General features: G+C 55.9%; 7 protein-coding genes and 2 tRNA genes. 5 read left to right on the top strand and 4 right to left on the bottom strand.

The window, feature by feature from the left end; translation table 11 throughout:
- Nucleotides 1-297 precede the first annotated feature (297 nt).
- The 4 genes from BM310_RS03630 to BM310_RS20850 all read left to right on the top strand — a co-directional run bounded on the left by BM310_RS03630 (nucleotide 298) and on the right by BM310_RS20850 (nucleotide 13,053).
- The gene (locus BM310_RS03630; protein WP_089804709.1) at nucleotides 298-3,855 is read left to right on the top strand and encodes an Eco57I restriction-modification methylase domain-containing protein; all 3,558 of its coding nucleotides are present in this window, start codon (nucleotides 298-300) and stop codon (nucleotides 3,853-3,855) included.
- 75 nt (nucleotides 3,856-3,930) lie between these two features.
- A complete protein-coding gene (locus BM310_RS03625) occupies nucleotides 3,931-7,710 on the top strand; it encodes a helicase-related protein (RefSeq protein WP_089804707.1) in 3,780 nt (1,259 codons plus the stop codon).
- Nucleotides 7,711-7,834: 124 nt separating this feature from the next.
- Complete coding sequence (locus BM310_RS03620; protein ID WP_089804705.1) at nucleotides 7,835-11,449, top strand: Eco57I restriction-modification methylase domain-containing protein; 3,615 nt, start codon at nucleotides 7,835-7,837, stop codon at nucleotides 11,447-11,449.
- Nucleotides 11,446-13,053, top strand: coding sequence for a hypothetical protein (locus BM310_RS20850; protein WP_143105102.1), 1,608 nt, complete (start codon nucleotides 11,446-11,448; stop codon nucleotides 13,051-13,053). The genes BM310_RS03620 and BM310_RS20850 overlap by 4 nt, the downstream gene beginning before the upstream one ends.
- A 314-nt stretch (nucleotides 13,054-13,367) precedes the next feature.
- Here the strand turns inward: BM310_RS20850 and BM310_RS21980 are convergent, their stop codons facing one another.
- From BM310_RS21980 to BM310_RS03600, 4 genes are all read right to left on the bottom strand, one after another.
- Nucleotides 13,368-14,993, bottom strand: coding sequence for a DUF7845 domain-containing protein (locus BM310_RS21980; RefSeq protein WP_449271703.1), 1,626 nt, complete (start codon nucleotides 14,991-14,993; stop codon nucleotides 13,368-13,370).
- Between the two features lie 387 nt (nucleotides 14,994-15,380).
- Nucleotides 15,381-16,211: a site-specific tyrosine recombinase/integron integrase gene (gene xerA / locus BM310_RS03610; RefSeq protein ID WP_089804701.1), complete on the bottom strand. Its 831-nt coding sequence runs from the start codon at nucleotides 16,209-16,211 to the stop codon at nucleotides 15,381-15,383.
- 131 nt (nucleotides 16,212-16,342) lie between these two features.
- Nucleotides 16,343-16,417: transfer RNA gene (locus BM310_RS03605), tRNA-Ile, on the bottom strand.
- Nucleotides 16,418-16,523: 106 nt separating this feature from the next.
- A tRNA-Asn gene (locus BM310_RS03600) sits at nucleotides 16,524-16,596 on the bottom strand.
- A 147-nt stretch (nucleotides 16,597-16,743) separates the two neighbouring features.
- Between BM310_RS03600 and cca the strand changes: the two genes are divergently transcribed.
- A complete protein-coding gene (cca, locus tag BM310_RS03595) occupies nucleotides 16,744-18,108 on the top strand; it encodes a CCA tRNA nucleotidyltransferase (RefSeq protein ID WP_089804699.1) in 1,365 nt (454 codons plus the stop codon).
- Nucleotides 18,109-18,138: the final 30 nt, after the last annotated feature.

Here is an 18,138-nt window from a genome sequence, read left to right as displayed (position 1 = left end):
CCAGAATTAATCGGACATCCCCGATAGTCCAAGCCCAAGACCCCCCTGCCTTCTTGACGATTCAGTAACGGCTAGGGGTATTGCATGAGCCAGGTCACGATCGGAGCCACGCCCTACCGCAGTTCCGACCTCTTCTCGAGGTACTATCTCGACGAGTGCGTCGACGATCTTGGCGCTTGGGACTGCGATGAAGAAGCCTGAACCGCTCTCCAAGAGCTCCAACACCTCTGGGAGCTCAAAGGCGATCTCGTCGCCTCCTACATACACATTCAATAAGGGGTGGCCGGATGCTCGGGTATGGATACCCAGCAGATTACTGCGGCCGATGTTGCAGGCTGGACCTCGCTTGAGGATATCTCTACGTCTCTCCAGAAGCGGGGTCTCGTCCCTCGTGAGGATCTCGGCGAGGACGACGAGTTGGTGATGGAACTAGACGACGATCAGTTCGTCTCCATCATCGAAGCCGGACCGACGCAGGAAGCAAAGTCGTTCACGAACCGAATGACTTACCGTCGGCATACGAACCTCGTTTCGACCAACGAGTTCGAGGAATTCACCTTCATTTCGCGGCGACGTTCATTCGGGGAAGCCGGCCGGATCACCTACCAACAGTTCTCATTCGACCGGAGTGCCTTTGAAGACGGTGGGAGTCGCTTCTCGGTGCTGGACAAACTCAACGAGATCGAGTACGGCGACGGACAGTCAGTCCAAGCGTTGTACGACACCCGAGAAGTCGTCAAAGAGTTCTACACCGAGTTCGAGTCGCTGCAGACGGACCTGGTGACGGAAGTTGCGGGGATTCCTGACGACCGTGGTGACGCGAAACAGCGCTACGTGCAAGTGCTGATGGACCGTCTCATCTTCTTGTATTTCATTCAGAAGAAGAACCTCCTCAACTTCAACACGGACTACCTCCTTGAGAAGCACACCGAGTACGTCGACGAGGGGGAGGACGTGTACGAGGAGTTTTTCAACCCGCTCTTCTTCGAGGTGCTGGCGGACAACAAGCAGGCCGAAGGCTTCGGCACGGTGCCGTACCTCAATGGCGGGCTGTTCTCAACGACTCCTATCGAGGAGGAGTTCCCGGAAGTGACACTTGGCGAGACCACAGAAGAGACAAACGAACTATTCGGTGGGATTCTAGAGTTCCTCGACGGATGGAACTGGCACGTCGACGAGCGCCTCGACATCGTCGAGCCGAAGAACCTCTCGCCGGAGATCCTCGGCCACATCTTCGAGCAGACTGTCAATCAAAAGGAGATGGGGGCGTACTACACGCCCGCTGAGATCACCGACTACATGGCACGGGAGACGATTCATCCATATCTCCTTGACCAATTGAACGAGGACGTTGGATCGTCCTACGAGTCTATTGACGAGCTGTTCGGGCTGGGCAGCGAAAGTGATGGAGGGACAGATGTGGCGATCGCTGATGGGGGCGCCGTCGCACAAATCGGGGCGATAGATTCGATTCAGCGTGAGCACATCGAGACGCTGTATTTCGAGCATCTCCAGGAAGGGCGTGTCATCGACCCTGCGGTCGGGAGTGGGGCCTTTCTCCTTGCGGCCCAGGACGTACTCTTAGATATCTATCTGAGCTGTTTAGAGTACTTCGAGGCGCTGCCGGCGTTCGAGCGCACGCCTGCTATCGAGGAGGCGCTAGAGGAGGTGGAAGACTCTGGGAGCAAGACGCTGTACGCCAAGCGGGAGATCGTTCTGAACAATCTGTACGGGGTGGATATCGACGACGGTGCTGTTGAGATCTGTAAGCTTCGACTATGGTTGTCGATGGTTGCCGATATCGAGAACGATCCCGATGAAGTAGAGCCGCTGCCAAATATCGATTTCAACATTCGGCAGGGGAACTCTTTGTTGGGGTTCACAGACGAATTACCAGCATCTTCAGACGGAGAGACGACACTCGGAGATTACACTGTACTACAAAAATTCGACGAAATAATTGAGGCAGTCAATAATCACCGGTCCGCTACCACCAGTTCGGACGCTGCCAATTGGCGGCGTATTGCTGAGCAGCGAATGACTCGGTACAGAAGCGAACTAGATGAAGACCTGGCAAAACGCCTCCGAGGTGCAGGAGTAAAGGAAGTTACAGCTGAGATGTTACAAGAATTCGATTGTTTCCACTGGGTAGTCGAATTCCCAGAAGCGATGGCTGATAACGGATTTGATGTTATTATCGGAAACCCCCCGTGGGATGTTCTCAGTCCTGACAGAGACGACTTCTTCTCAAAATATGATGAGGTCTTTAGAACTCGTCCACCAAATGAGAAAGACGAAAAACAGGAAGAACTCTTGGAAGAGTCTGAAATCTCCCAAGCCTGGGAACAGTTCAGAGACCGGATGCACTTGCGGGCGGATATATTCAATGCAAGTACAGATTATCAACTCCAGCGGCCCAAAATTGGAGGGAAGACTGTCGGGAACAACCAAAATGATCTTTCGGCATTATTTCTTGAGCGCGTCTTTAGTCTAGCCCCCAACCACGGCTACGTTTCACAGATCCTTCCGGGAGCGATCACAAATGGAGCAACTCAAAAGGACCTGCGAGTACACCTCCTTGAGGAGACATCTGTTGACTCGATCATTGGATTCGAAAATAAGGGAATATTCTCAGATGTTGATAGCCGATACAAATTCTCGATAATAACCTACAAGAACTCGGGAGAAACAGAGAGCGTCAAGGGGATATTCTACCAGACGGACGTAGGCGTACTTGAAACAATGCCTGAGGCTGCAGCGGACATTCCGCGACACGTGCTTAGAAGATTTTCTTCTGAAGCGGCTATCTTCCCGTATATCCGTAGCCAAGCCGAAGTTGACACGCTTAGTAGTATCCTGGACTTTCCGTCCGTCAGCGAGGAAATCGACGGGGTATGGAAAATAGAACCATATTCAGAGCTTCACCGATCGAAGGATTCTGATCTGTTCGTCGAAGATGCCAAGAAGGGAGATTATCCAATCATAGAAGGAAAGAACGTCTGGCAGTTCGCCTATAATAACGAATTCTCCAACCTCGATGATGTGTCTTTGTGGGGGCTCAATTCTGACGATGAATCCATTGGTGCAAGAGCCAGAGTCAAATCGAAGGATCTGCGGAACCTGAAACGAGCCCTCTACTATGAACTTGAAGGTGAAAAAACCAGTAAATCGCAGAAGAAGTTTGTCAATGACCTACTTGAAGATCAGCGAGGCGAAGGACTCTCTGCTGAAGACGTCGTTCCCGACAGTTCGGAATACCGGATCGTGATGCGTGAGGTTGCCAGAGCTACTGATGAACGGACAGTTATTGCAAGTGTCGTTCCACGAGACACAATGTGCGTTCATACTCTCCATACAATCCGTCCACTCGATATCTCACCAAGCGATAAAGACCTATCACAGAATCCTATTCACAACGTCTACGAGCGTGTATTCTCTGACGAGGAACTCTTCGCGGTATTGGGGTTACTGAACAGCATTCCATTCGATTTTATGATGCGAACAAAAGTTGATTCGCATATTGTGATGTACAAGCTCGTGGAATCCCAGATGCCTAGGATCACCCATGGAGATGAGTGGTTCGAGTTCATCTGGACGCGCGCTGCACAGCTCAACTGCTACGGCGACGCCTTCGAGGAGATGCGCGAGCGACTGGGCGGCGTCGACCCGGTGACCAACGAGGACGAGCGCCGGCAACTCCGGGCCGAGATCGACGCCGCCGCGTTCCACGCCTACGGACTGGCCCCCGAGGAGATGCAGTTCGTCCTCGACGACTTCCATCTCGTCGACGGCCCACGGCTGATGGATCACGAGTATCTCGAGATGGTCAGCGAGCAGTATCACGAACTTGCGTAACTTGGCCTGTCCAGACATCCCCTCCGACGGCCGACTGCATACATACTTAGGGGATGGTAGTAACAGAGAAGACCAATGCCCGGTGACCTCGAACGCTTAATCGATAATCGCGGCCAGACGCTCGCAGACACGTTCGACTCGCTCGTCCCTGAAAGTCAGGAGATCCGCATCGCCACCGGCTATTTCTATCTCTCTGGATTCGACCTCGTCGACGAGTCACTTAACCACCTCCACGGAACCAACGAGGACGAACAAGCACCTCTCAGGATCCTCATGGGGAATGAAACGGACCGACGTACCGCCGATGAGATTGATGAGGGGATGACCCTCCGGGAGACGTTCCGAAAGCGCTTAGATGAGGATATTTCTGTGCTCAACAGCGCGCAACTGGAACAGGTCGATCAACTCCGCGAGTATATCGAACAAGGCGTCGTCGACGTTCGCGTTCGCCTCACCGATGACGGCTATTTCCATGCGAAGGGCGCGAGCTTCCACACCGCCGCTCGAACCGAAGACGGCTATCCCGCGACCGACGAGCCCGCTGCCGTCGTCGGGTCATCGAACTTCACGCATTCGGGTCACACACGTAACATCGAACTGAACCTCACCACCGAAGAGTCAGACGACGTCGCGGCGTTCGACGAGTGGTACGATAGTCAGTGGGCCAACTCCGAGGAGTTCAGTCTCGATATTATCGACGTCATCCAGCAGAACGACAACTACCAGGATTGGAAAGCATCTAACGGTGGCGAATCGGAGACGTTCGGCACGGAGATCGAGCCGTTCGAGCTGTACAAGCTGGTCGCCTACGACGCCCTCGGGGGGAATATCGACGAACGCCTCGACAGCCCCCTATACCACTTCCAAGCGGTAGGCTACGAAAGTGCTCGCGAGAAGCTCGGGAACTACAATGGCTGTATCGTCTCCGACTCAGTTGGACTGGGGAAGTCGTTCATAGGGGGTGAACTGCTCCGAGACTATCGGCTGAACAACGAGCGGTGTCTATTGATCGTCCCCGCGAACCTGACCGACCAGTGGTCAGACCTGTTGCAGGACGCCACTGACGAGGATGGGAACCCGTTCTTCAATCTCGACGTTGACGGGACCCACCTCGACATCATGAGCATCAGCAAGTTCCAGAACCTCACCTACGAGACGCTGCAGGAATTCAAGCAGCAGTGGGATGTGGTGCTTATCGACGAGGCACACCGCTTCCGCAACCACGGCAAGTGGGCTCCCAGCCCCGACGACGAGGACGACTACAAAGGGACACGACGCCACGCCAACATCCGCGAGTTGCGCGGGAAGACGATGATTATGCTGACCGCGACGCCGATCAACAACTCCGCCCGGGACCTCCAAAACCTCATCAGCCTGTTCACCGACGAGAACGAACTCCGGAACAAGGCGAATCTCGATTTCAACGCCTTTGATGAGTATGTCCAGCAGTCCGAAGATCGCAAGGAGATCGTCTCCGGAAAGCAAGAGGCCTCCGATGAGCGCCTCGCAAAGATCAACGACCAGCTGCAAGATCGTTCCGAGGAGATCTCGAAGATCCTCAACGAAATCATGGTGCTGCGGTCGCGCAAGCACGTGAAAGACAGCATCATCGAGAGTGACGACATCGATATGAGTTTCAAGCCGCCGAAGGTGACCCGCGAGGAGTACCAACTCCCGGGGGCCTATCGGCCGGTCTACGATAATCTCCCGGAAGTGATCGACGCGCTGCACCTCCCCCATATTACGGTGCGCAATCCCCAGTCCGGTGGGACGCTGAAAGCGCTGTTCAAGCTAAATCTCCTCAAGCGGCTTGAGTCATCGACGTACGCGTTCGTCCAGTCGATCAAGACGCTGTACGACAGTGAGACGGCGTTGCTGCGTGCATTGGAGGAGTTGCCCTCTGACGAACACATCGAGCGCTTACGGGCCCTGCAGGTGGGCTTAGATAGCGACGAGGAGGCACCTGTAACGCTAGCCGAGTTCGTCGGGAGCGAACGGGAAGCGAACCAAATCGAAGAGACGCTCGAGGAATTCGGGTTTGACACCGGCGCGATCCGTTCGGATGGATCGAGTGACGAGCTCGAGGATGCGACGATCGGTGACGTGGTGCGGTATGTCCGTGAAGACATCACGCTGTTGGCGTATTTCCTCGCTATTTTCATAAGTCAAATCAGCGAGGAGCCTGGCCGATTGAGCGACCTCTCCGTTGGGGTCAACCAGTGGCTCGGACAAAACGGCTTGGCGGGGATCCCCGATGTGCCCGAAGATGAAATCAATCCGCGTATCTACCCCGCCCGCGATCCGGAGGGCGTCATCAAGGAGACGAAGGAGTTCTACGAGGAAGTTTTCCGCCTCCAGCGTTTCCGCGACCCAAAGATCGACGAACTGTGCGAGGTCATCGAAAAGCACGACAAGAAGATCCTCATCTTCACGCAGTACCGGGCGACCGCCGATTACGTCTATGAGTCACTCCGGCGCAAGAGCAGCCGCGTCACCGACGCCAACAGCGCTGTGGTGAAAGGTGGCGACGACAACAAACAGGAGGTCATCAAGCGATTCGCACCGGAGGCGTCGGGTTACCAGCGAACGCTGGCCGAGTCTGGTGAATCCGAGCTCCAGTACGTAGTCGCTACGGACACGCTGAGTGAGGGTGTGAATCTCCAAGACGTCCAAGTCGTGGTGAACTACGACCTGCCGTGGAATCCCATGCGGATCGTCCAGCGCGTTGGTCGGATTGACCGCATTGGGAATACCGACGACAAGTTCGTCCACAACTTCTTCCCGGACGGAGATATCGAGGCGGCGATCAAACTGCTGGAACGGTTGCAGGCCAAGATCAGCGACATCGCACTCATCGTCGGAAAAGAGAACAACATCCTCGACCCCAACGAGAACGCTGCCCTAGAGAAAGCCGGGATTGAAACTGAGAAAACGATCGGGGAAATCGAAGTCGAAGAGATCGGCGAGTCGCTTGAGCGGACGCGGTCCGTCGAGGACTACAATGAACTCGACGACGTAAGTACGAACCCGCTGCTTCGGAATGCCGGCAGTGACGAGCGTGCTGCGTTGGAGCGATTGGAACTGCGCCGGCAGCTGGTGGAGACGTATGACCTGGAGCCCGAAGACTTCGATTTCGCCGTGGATTACTTCGATACCCCGCCCCAGGAGCGCGACCCGCTGTACACGGTGTACCAAAACTCGCCGGAGACAGTCAACCCGGGTGTGTTTGGATTAGCACATCTGTGGTTCGATGATGGAAGTTCGCCGCCGTTAGGACGGACGCGACGGGCATTGTATCACGCGACGGGGCAAGATGATGTAGAGGAAGTGGCGAAGGTCCGGCGGTTAGGGATTGCACCAGAGACACAGTCGGTGGGAGTTGACCTCGGGTCCGGAGACATCCAGTCGTTGAAAGAGCGGATCGATGACGAGCTGGAGGGCCGATTGGAAGAAATCCAGGCCGGACAGGTTGGCGGCGCGTTCAAACAAGGGGACAAAATCTCTGTCGAGCAAGAGAAACTCCTGCAGTACCTCGAACTTCGGTTGATGAATAACACCGAGGTAGTGACAGGGCCCGGCGGAGATCCGACCGAAGTCGGCGAGTGGGCCGAACAGTTGCACGAGCGGCTGAATGGAGTCCTGTTGGCCAATACCGACGAGGACTACGAACTCCGTCAGCGCTTCCGGATTGAAGGGAAGGCACTGACTGATTGGGAGACGGAGGCATTCTTAGCGGAGTTGCACAATTTCCTGGAGGAGTTCATTGAGGAGAATCCAGACTTTCAGTCGACCTTGGCTGGTGCGAGCTCAGCTGCAGCAGGTATTTTCTGTTGGGGGATCGTGACGGCACGGTGAGTGTAACACATAGATACTGTCCAGCTTCGGATATGTTCGTCACTCTATCGAGATAGAACCGTCTGCGAAAAGCCACAGAGTTAGTGGCATGATTTTATATAGGGTCGTGTCCGAGAAGTGACCAATGGATACGGTCTTCCAAAATATCACTGCACGTGATATCTCGGAGTGGGAAACGTTGGATGATGTTGTAGACACGTTTGGTTATCGAGGGCTAGAAGAGGTCGATATCTCCAACCAGCTTAGTGCCAGCGACGAAGAAACGCTGGAGGAGGCATCGTTTCGTGTTCTAAAACTCTCTGAGAGTCAATTCATACTAATCATTCTGGCCGAGGAGGGGAAGTCACCGATGGATTATCGGGGTGTTCTGGACAACAACAAACGGACCTGTTTTGTCATTGATGACTTCGAACAATATACGTTTGTCACGCGAAAGCCATCGTTTGGCGAACGAACCGAGACCACCTATCAGCGATATTCATTCAAAAAGCAGCAGTTCACGGGAGATGGGCGGAAGTATACTGTCCTGGACAAGCTGAACGATTTAAAAGCAGATGACGTTACATCTATTCAGAATCTCTACGACACACGTGAGGTTGTCAAGCGATTCTATGACGAATTCGAGACTCACAGAACGGAGCTAATCGGCGAAGTCATCGGTCTGTCATCAGATGTGGACAAACCTGGCCAGGCGAAAGCCCGGTATGTCCAGACACTATTTAACAGGCTCATCTTCCTCCATTTCATCCAGGAGAAGGGCCTGCTCAACGGAAACTCCGATTATCTCCTTGAGAAGCACGATGATGCAGCCGAAGAAAAGAACGACGTTTACTCAGCATTCTACGAGCCGCTCTTTTTCAAAGTCCTCGCCGAAGAAGACCAAGGTGCTGACGGAGATAGTGAGATCGACACCTCATTCATCTCTGATGACAACCTTCCATACCTGAACGGCGGGTTGTTCGCAAAATCCACCGTCGAAAACAAGAATCCACGAATCCGACTCGGTCGGACAAGTGAAGAGCGGAATGACAATTACCGCAGGATATTGAGTTTCCTCGACGAGTGGAATTGGAACGTCGACGAGCGACTCGATATTGTCGAACCAAAATACCTCTCACCGGAGATCTTGGGGCATATCTTCGAACAGACAGTCAATCAAAAGGAACTGGGAGCCTACTACACCCCCGAAGAAATCACCGAGTATATGGCCCAGCGGTCGATTCGGCCATATCTAATTGACGAACTCAATGAACACTCATCGGTTACACAGCAATACGATTCGCTCGAGCAAGTCTTCTCCCTCAATCGGGACGTAGAGACGTTCTACAAAGACGTCCTTCTCGAGACCGCGGTTCTGGATCCTGCAGTGGGAAGTGGGGCCTTCCTCCTTGCCGCCGAAGAGGTTCTACTCAAACTATATCTCCGATCTATTCGGACGCTCAAGCGGACTCACACGGCCGACGAATATGACCAAGAGTCACCGCTCAAAACTGCAGTCCAGCTTGACCCAGATCAGGAGGAGCTCACTGCCAAGCGACTGATTATCCAGAACAATCTTTATGGTGTTGACATCGACGACGGAGCTGTACAGATCTGTAAACTCCGACTGTGGTTGTCGATGGTGGCACAAATTGAGAATGACCCCGATCGCGTAGAACCACTACCGAATATCGATTTCAACATCAGAGACGGAAACTCCTTGATTGGGTTCATCACCGACGAAGAAAGCGTTCTCGACGATAATACCACGCTGGATGACTTCGGGGAAAATACCGTTGAGAGCTACATCGACGAAGTCGCAGACCTCATCGAAGATCAAGAAGCCGCGTCAGGGGCGCGTGCAGTTGAACTTCGCGAGGAAGTTGAAAATAAGATGAATACTGCGCGTGATGACCTCAACGAACGAGTCAAGAACGAATTTGAGCAGGCTGGGCTTGAGGAGGTTACTCAGGAAGAAGTCAATGATTACAACCCATTCCACTGGGTGGTCGAGTTCGCAAAGGTCTATCAAGAAGGCTGGTTCGACGTGATCATCGGTAATCCGCCGTGGGACCGGATTCGTCCGACTCGTGACGAGTTCTACGCGGACCGGATTGAGTCATTCAGAACGCTACTACCGAGTGAGCAAGAAGAAGAGATAGACAAGGTATCCAAAGCGAATCCCGGACTCGAAGAGGAGTATAACCACTATGAAGAACAGATCCACCGACTCGCAGAGTATTTCCACAGTAGCAATTACTACGAGTTTCAGGACCCCAAGGTTGATGGACGGAAACGGTCTACAGAGAACGATCTTTCCGCACTCTTCTTAGAACGGATCTATAAGCTGGCTGATGAAAGTACGTATGTCGCTCAGATCCTCCCTGGAAACATCTTCACTGGGCTCGCAACGAAGGATCTCCGTCAGGAGCTGATGGAGTCGAAAACAACTGAGTCCATTATTGGGTTCAAAAACAACGGCATCTTCCAGAATATCGATAGCCGATACAAATTTGGGATTGTTGTATTTAAGAACTCTGGAAGTACAGACCACTTGCGCGGTATCTTTGGTCAGCCCGACCTCCGAATCCTCCGAGAACTCAAGGAGGGAGATTCGTCGAGATTACTGGATATACCTGCATCTGTACTCGCCGATTACTCACCAACTGCTGGCACCTTCCCAATCGTCCAAACGCAAGAACAGGTGGATGTACTAAAGACAATTATTCAGCACCCCGAAGCAAGTCGAAGTGTTGACGACAGTTGGTATGCAAATCCTTACTGCGAGCTCCATAGAACAAGCGACTCCGACCGCTTCTTCGAGGAGAGAGAGGAAGCAGACTATCCAGTCCTGGGTGGGCGGAACATCTATTCGTTCCAGTACGACGACTCAGCGTTTAATATAGAACCACCAAGGTTCTGGTCAGTAGACGATGGGTCGGAACGGAGCGCGAAACAGCGAATTCGAGAGAAACAGGTTCGGAACCTGAAATCCGAACTGTACGATTTTGTCGGTGAATCTGCGGCAATCCGAGAGCAGACAGGAGTCACTCAGAGTGGCTCGAAGAAGTCTGTGGTCAACGATCTGTTGGAGGAAACACGGGGAACACCGCTCTCAGAAGATGACGTCAAACTCGATTGTGAAGAACACCGAATCGTCTATCGAGACATTGCTCAACCAACCGACGAGCGGACGATGATCGCGACCGTAATCCCGAAAGGATACGTCTGCCACAACAAGCTGCACACTGTCCGGCCGTTAGAAGTTGATCTAGATCTCTCGGATCTATCTAACGACACACTTCATAGTGCGTACAAACGCATATTCACAGATGAAGAACTGTTTGCCGCGGTTGGGGTGCTGAACAGTCTCGCGTTCGATTATCTAATGCGGACTAAGGTGGACAAGAGTGTGGTGATGTACAAGTTCCGTGAGTCGCAACTCCCACACCTTACTGACGACGATGAACACTTTGAAGAGGTATGGCGCAGGGCTGCCCGTCTCAATTGTTACGGGGAACCCTTCGAGGATCTTGCAAGCGAGCTTGGAGTCAGTGACAAGATCATCGAACCTGGCTCATCAGATGAGCGGCGTGAGGTACAAGCACAAGTGGATGCAGCCGTTTTTGACGCGTATGGGTTCAATCAAGAGGAGGTAGAGTTCATTTGCGATGATTTCCATCGCGTTAGTAACCCACGCCTGATGAATGAAGCCTATTTCGAACAGGTAAAAGAAGAATTTGAGGGGATCAACGGATGAGTTCCGTCGCAGCGGGTCTCGTGTTGAATTGGGCACTTAAGGAGGTCCGCTATGCAGCCGAACAAGGAGAAACGACTAGTATTTGGGCTCACGGAGAACGATACCCTCAGATTCTTGCTATACTCAGTCACAGACTAGACCCCGACATACCAGACTCTAACAGTGGAGATAGAGATTCGAAGACATTTGGGTTTGACGTCAGACTCCCCGACCACCACCGGGTTCACGTTATACATAGTGCAATCGAAAGCATCGTTAGATGTGAAGAAGAGTTGCTAGAAGCCTATGAAGCACGGGCAGATGATGACGACCGTGTCCGGTCACTTTTCGATGGTCCGCCAAGTCCATGGGCGGAAGACCTATCGCCAAGTCAAATTCACAGTATCGAAGAGAATCTGGGCATAGGACAAAGCCAGCTCCCTGAAGATTGGAAACCTCATGCGATCTTCGAGAAAATTCTCAATAAAAACGACACCAATGATGAAAGTCGAACGTTCCAAATCTACTGTGCACTCAATCTTGTCGGGAGTGACGGGGGCCGGCTCCCGTCCGTATTGAATATTGGAGGATCAGCAGTCCGCACAGTTACCTCTGAGCAATGGGAGAGTGTAGTAGAGTCCGCTTTAAGCTCCGGGTCAGTACGGGATATTGAACATCCAGAAGAGTCGTTTAGTCAGTACTGTGATTCTGACGGACTCCCTAGCGACAACACCGTCTCATATTGGCGGGTTAAGTACGATGCATCAAGTGTTGAAGAGGCCAATGTTCAATTCAGGAGGACGATTCAGGCTATTCTCGGTGGTGTGGCTACAGTAGTTTACGATCACGAGACGGACTACGCGCCATACGATATTCCGGAGTATACAGACTCAATAGACAAATCTCACGTGCCAATGCCACCGTTCCATCTCATCTGCGACGAGGACCACAACTGTCTCAATTTTGGCACGACTAATGCGGTGGAGTACGGGTCGCCGCACAGACTGTCAAGCGAACAGTCCGAGCAAGTTGACGAACTATTTGTCCGGACTGGGTGTGATCAAGAAATAACCGAAGCTTGGCGCAAAGGCTTGGCAGCGTATCATCGGTCGTTTGCCGCCGATACGATCATTGATGAGTACCACTGTTTGTGGCAAGCGGTAGAAGCGCTGGTAATGACCGATGGTGGATCATCTGATTCAAAAGATGTCATAGAGTATGGGAGTGGTGCGGTTAAGAACCAACCAGATCGAGCCGACTCAAGTGTACCGTGGAATCGGCCAAGTAGATACAAACTTCTAAAAATGCGACTCGACGTCCTCCGACGGCGACGCAATCACGTGGTCCACGGAGGTGAAGAAACAGGCGTGTATGGTCGTGATACTGCGTCTCTTCGTATCGCACTTGATGGGCTAATTGATTTATACCTCGAAATGTTTGCGTCTGGAGTTGAAAGACAAGCTGCAGAAGGAATCCTCTGGTACGGGCACAAATCGGAAAAAGCGATCGAAGATTCAGTATCAGATATATCTGAATTGTGTGGAGATCTCGAAGATGAACTTGAAGAGAAGAACATACAACTGAAGAGGAGACAGTCCGCCCAGAACTGGAATGGATACGACTGAGTAGATGTCAGGGCGGGGCAAATCAGGCGCGCCTGCCCCTATGTTTCTGCTGTAATCTGCCGAGCGAAGCGAGGCGGTGTTTTAGTGCTGTGGCTTCTTAGCCACACCCCTAACAGAGAACAAAACCCCTCCCGTTCGATTTCGGCCGACCACTCTCGACTACCAAGCATGAACAACCCCTTCCTGACGCCTCAACTCCACTAACAGAGGGTGTAACAGACCCGTACAACAAGCAAATTCGACCGAGAAAACGGTACTCAGATAGCGTCGCCACTACCCCGGACAGGTCACCTACCGCGACCCGACCGGGGAAACTACCGTCTCAGCAATCGCCACGCCTCAACCGTCCGCACGCCACGGTCCTCGGGCCGCCGAAACTCGACGACAGCAGAACGGAACGCTTCGACGTCCTGCCTCGCGTCAGTCCAGAGTTCGTACGCGCGCTTCACGAGCATCTCGGGATCAGCGTCGGAATCCCGATCCAGTTCGCCGAGACGAATCCGTTGGACTGCGTCACCGCGGCTGTCGACTTCGACATCGTACCGAGCACACCAGGCGAGAAGCGCACTCGTCCGGTCGTCGAGCCCACGCCTCGCCGACGCGAGCGCCTTTCCCGCGGTCTCAGCGGCCCGCTTGAACGACTCGCGAGACGCTTCTGCCTCCTGCACCGCGTCGTAGACCAACTCTGCGACGTAGGTGCTCTTCAGCGAGACGGTCCCGTACTCGCGTTCAACCATCTCGCCCATCCGTCTGAGCGCTCGTCGGACACTCTCTTCGTGGCGATCGTGACGAGCCGCGATATCCCTCGGCGATACTCTTCCGCCATCGGTGACCAGCGTCTCCAGCGACTCCCACTCGACGGGCGAGAGGCCGTCCGTGAGAGCGCGGACGACGATGCTCTCCTGCTCGTGACGGATGTGAGTGAGATCGAGACTCGGCGGCTCCTCGGCGTCCTCGTCGACGTCTGCCGGGAAGTAGGGATCAGGTACGTAGGTCGTTCCAGCACCGTCGCTGCTCGGCGTCGGGTTGAGTCCCGCGTCGATGAGCACCGCGTGAAGCGTCCGGTCCAACTGGCGTCGGAGTTCCTCCAGGTCTTCGTCGGTCACCCCGATCTTCCCGTCCCACCGACTTACCTGATACGAGACGCCGACCTTCGGGTGTCGGAGCGGGTCGTCCTTCGATTTCGACCGCGCCTCGCGTGCGTAGTAGTGCTTCACCTCGATCGGGAATCGGTGAGACGGGAACGCCTCTCGCACTCGTCGCGGACCCAGCGTGACGGTGTGGTAGTAGCCAGGGAGATTTCGGCCGTGCGAATCGTCGTCGTTCTGGACGACCTTGCGGTAGCCCGTCCGGTCGTGTTCGAGGAGGTGGCCAATCTTCGCTATCGGTCCGTCGCGTGCGTGTATCGGTCCCGATGCGTCACAGTGGATTCTAACGTACCGCTCTGCGTCCTGAACGTTCGAGTACTCGTGTGGGTCCTCGAAGTACCGACCGTTGATACCGACTGCCTCGGCCGCCTGACGGAGGAGGTCCTGATAGCGGAAGATATCGATGTTCGACCCGCTGACTTTGACGTTGACGCCTTCCCGAATCGGAACGTCGAGCGTGCTCCGTCGACCGCGCGCGTTCTCGACTTTCATGCCCGACCAGCGCGGGGCGAGGTGTGCGTTGAACGACTGCTGACCGGTCGGATCCTCTTCGGCGTGGCGAGCGACCGCCAGTCGATACTCGCGCATCTCGTCGAGGCGGAACTCGGTGCCGGTCGGCGTTCTCGGACCGGGATGGACGATCCCGGAGTTCTGGTAGTAGAGCCGTACGACCCAACGCTCGCCATCATCGCGGAACTCGGCTGTCTGCGAGCCACCGCCCTGCTTGACCCGGCGGTCGGCGGCGAAGAACGGGGCGAGTCCGTGCTCGTCGTAGAGGAAGTTGGCGGACACCTCGTGCCAACTCGGTTCGATGAGTCTCACGGTCGACCTCCCCGACAGAAGCAGACCTGCCGGTGACCGATGTGTTCCAAAGCCTCGGCGGACGAGGATTCGACCGTCGTCGACCCGGCGTCGTAACCCTCAATGCGTCCACCCGAGTCGTTAGACACGCCGGACCACCTCTGGTGGACCGGATGCCTCAGACTCTTGGGGCGGTGAACCGACGAGGGCCCAGGCTTTGGAACGGTTGAGGGCCCTCTCGGTTGACTTTCGATTCACGGTCGTCGTCTCCTGTTCGCGACCGTCTCGCATCGCTTCTCCAGACAGTCGACCCCATAGCTGCGCGACCCCCGAACGGGCCAACCCGAAGAGAATCCGAGTCGAACCACGCCGCCGGATTCAGACGTCATCGACGTACCGGTCGTACTGCTCACTCAGCGCCTCCCCGCTGATGTGCAGATACTTCATCGTCGAGGTGATGTCGTCGTGACGCAGCAGCTCCTTCACGATCGAGATGTCGGCACCGTTCTCGATCATCTTCGTCGCGAAGTAGTGGCGGAACATGTGGACCGTCACGTTCTGCTCGATGCCAGCCGACCGCGCCCGTCGCTTGACCAACTGGAGTAACCCGTTGCGAGTCAGACGGTCACCGGTTCGAGAGAGGAACAAGGGGTCGGCGTCGTCGTCCCGCCGTTCGAGGTACTGACTGATCGCCTCAGCGCAGGTATCGGAGATCTTCGCGTAGCCGTCCTTGTCGAACTTCCCCTGACGGATGAGAAGCGTCCGGTTGTCCAGGTCCGCGTCGACGACGTCCAGATCGCACAGCTCCGAGGCGCGCACCCCGCTGGAGGTGAGCGTCTTCATGATCGCGAAGTCGCGGTAGGTGTCGCACGCGTACAGGATACGCTTCACCTGATTCTCGCTGAGCGTCTCGGGTAACTTCTTGCGGCGATTGAGGCGGTTGAAGTCGAACTGCTCGCCGTGGAACTCGTAGTAGTAATCAATCGCCTTCATCGTGTTGTTGACGTGGCTGTTCGAGTAGCCCTCGTCCATCAGGTGCTCTTGGAACTCCTTGGCGAGTTCCTGCGGCGGACGGATCTGCTCGTAGCGGTCGAGGAACACCCGCAGCATCGTCGTGTGCTGTTCGATGGTCGTCTCGTTCAGCCCGCGCTCGACCTTCAGAAACCGCCTGTAATCGTCCAATACGTCGTCTCGTTTGAGCTCGTACATCCTTTGGTCTCCTTGCGGCGACCACGAGCGCAAAGGAACGTACCGAACGCTGCAGAGGACTGTCTCACGAGTTCCGAGCGGAGGCCACAGAATGGACGAGGGAGGCTCTCGAAGAACCTCCGTCGTTTCTATGGGCCCTGACGGATTCGAACCATCGACCACTCGGTTATGAGCCGAGCGCTCTAACCAGACTGAGCTAAGGGCCCGATTCGTTCACCAGTTTCCGCGGGCACCTCTTTAGCGTTGTCGTTGTCCGCCGAGGAACCGGCCGACGGAGCAACGACTGGCCGGCGGAATCCACGGAGAAACTGACGCCGTCGCCAGGACTCGAACCTGGGACCACCTCGTTAACAGCGAGGTGCTCTACCAACTGAGCTACGACGGCTCGGGGGCGTGCGACTGCAATCTATCGTACACCGAGGAACTTTGATAGGGCTTTCGTTTTGCCCCGCGCGTGCGGGGTGTCAGCGTGCGTCCGAAAGGGGCCACACCGACACGCTTTCGCCCGGTCACGGACAACGCCGAAGCAGCAATGGCCGAGTCGGACTCCGAGGACCTGTCGCGCGTCGTCGCCCGCGTCCGCGAACGAATCGACCCGGACGCCGCCGAGCGAACGGCGCTCCGCGAAGCGGTCGAGGCGCTCTCGGCCCGCGTCGAGGACGCGCTGAACGAGGTACCCGTCGACGCGGACGTGATTCAGGTGGGGTCGACGGCCCGCGGGACGTGGCTCTCGGGCGACCGAGACATCGACCTGTTCGTCCGCTTCCCCGACGACGTGGACCGCGAGTCGCTCGAACGCTACGGACTCGCCGTCGGCAACGCCGTCTTCCCCGAGGGCCACGAGGAGTACGCCGAACACCCGTACGTCGTCGGGGAGTTCGACGGTTTCGACGTCGACCTGGTGCCGTGCTTCGACGTGGACGAGGGGGCCGCCATCCAGTCCGCCGTGGACCGAACGCCGCACCACAACGAGTACCTCCGCGCGCGCCTGGACGAGGAACTCGCCGCCGAGGTGCGGGTGTTCAAGCGGTTCCTGAAGGGCATCGGCGCGTACGGGAGCAACCTCCGGACGCAGGGGTTCTCGGGGTATCTCACCGAACTCCTCGTCCTCGAGTACGGGAGCTTCGAGTCGCTGCTTCGCGCCGCCGCCGACTGGCACCCGCCGGTCGAACTCGACCCCGAGGACCACGGCACGCGGTCGTTCGACGACCCACTCGTCGTCGTCGACCCGACGGACTCGACGCGGAACGTCGCCGCCGTCTGCTCGGCGGAGAACGTCGCCCGACTGCAGCACTACGCCCGCGAACTCCTCGCGGACCCCCGCGAGGAACTGTTCGTCGACGACGAACCGGAACCGCTGTCCGCCGCGGCGGTCCGCGACCACGTGCGACGACGCGGGACGACGCCGGTGGCCGTCGTGTTCGACGCGCCCGACGTCGTGGACGACCAACTGTACCCCCAACTGTACAAGTCCATCGCGGGCGTCGAATCCGAACTCGGCCGGCGGGGGTTCGCGCCGATTCGGTCGGCGACGTTCGCCGACGACGACGCGGTCCTGTTGGTCGAACTCGCCCACCGGACGCTCCCGAACGTGGCGCGGCACGACGGCCCGCCCGTCCACGTCCGCGACCACGCCGAGGGGTTCTACGAGGCGTACGCCGGCGGCGACGCCTACGGCCCGTTCCTGAACGGCGACCGGTACGTCGTCGAACGGGAACGCGAGTTCACCGACGCGGCCGACCTCCTGCGAAGCGAGACGCTGTTCGAGGTGGGACTCGGCGCGAACGTCGAGCAGAAGCTTCGAGAGGGGTACGAGGTACTCGTCGGCGACGACGTCGGCGAACTCGCCGAGTCGTTCGGCGTCGAACTCGCGCGGTACTTCGACCCGCGGCCGTAGTCGACCGCCGGCGCGGTCCGTCGGCAGTCC

This window comes from Halogeometricum rufum, from assembly GCF_900112175.1.
GTDB classification, from domain to species: domain Archaea; phylum Halobacteriota; class Halobacteria; order Halobacteriales; family Haloferacaceae; genus Halogeometricum; species Halogeometricum rufum.
The sequence above is the reverse complement of the archived record's forward strand: the minus strand, read 5'-3'. Positions and strand labels throughout refer to the sequence as shown.

Excerpts from the sequence above, each read along its gene's own strand:
- BM310_RS03630 (WP_089804709.1), top strand. The coding sequence starts at position 298 with ATGGATACCCAGCAGATTACTGCGGCCGATGTTGCAGGCTGGACCTCG.
- cca (WP_089804699.1), top strand. The coding sequence starts at position 16,744 with ATGGCCGAGTCGGACTCCGAGGACCTGTCGCGCGTCGTCGCCCGCGTC.
- xerA (WP_089804701.1), bottom strand. The coding sequence starts at position 16,211 with ATGTACGAGCTCAAACGAGACGACGTATTGGACGATTACAGGCGGTTT.
- BM310_RS20850 (WP_143105102.1), top strand. The coding sequence starts at position 11,446 with ATGAGTTCCGTCGCAGCGGGTCTCGTGTTGAATTGGGCACTTAAGGAG.
- BM310_RS03620 (WP_089804705.1), top strand. The coding sequence starts at position 7,835 with ATGGATACGGTCTTCCAAAATATCACTGCACGTGATATCTCGGAGTGG.
- BM310_RS03625 (WP_089804707.1), top strand. The coding sequence starts at position 3,931 with ATGCCCGGTGACCTCGAACGCTTAATCGATAATCGCGGCCAGACGCTC.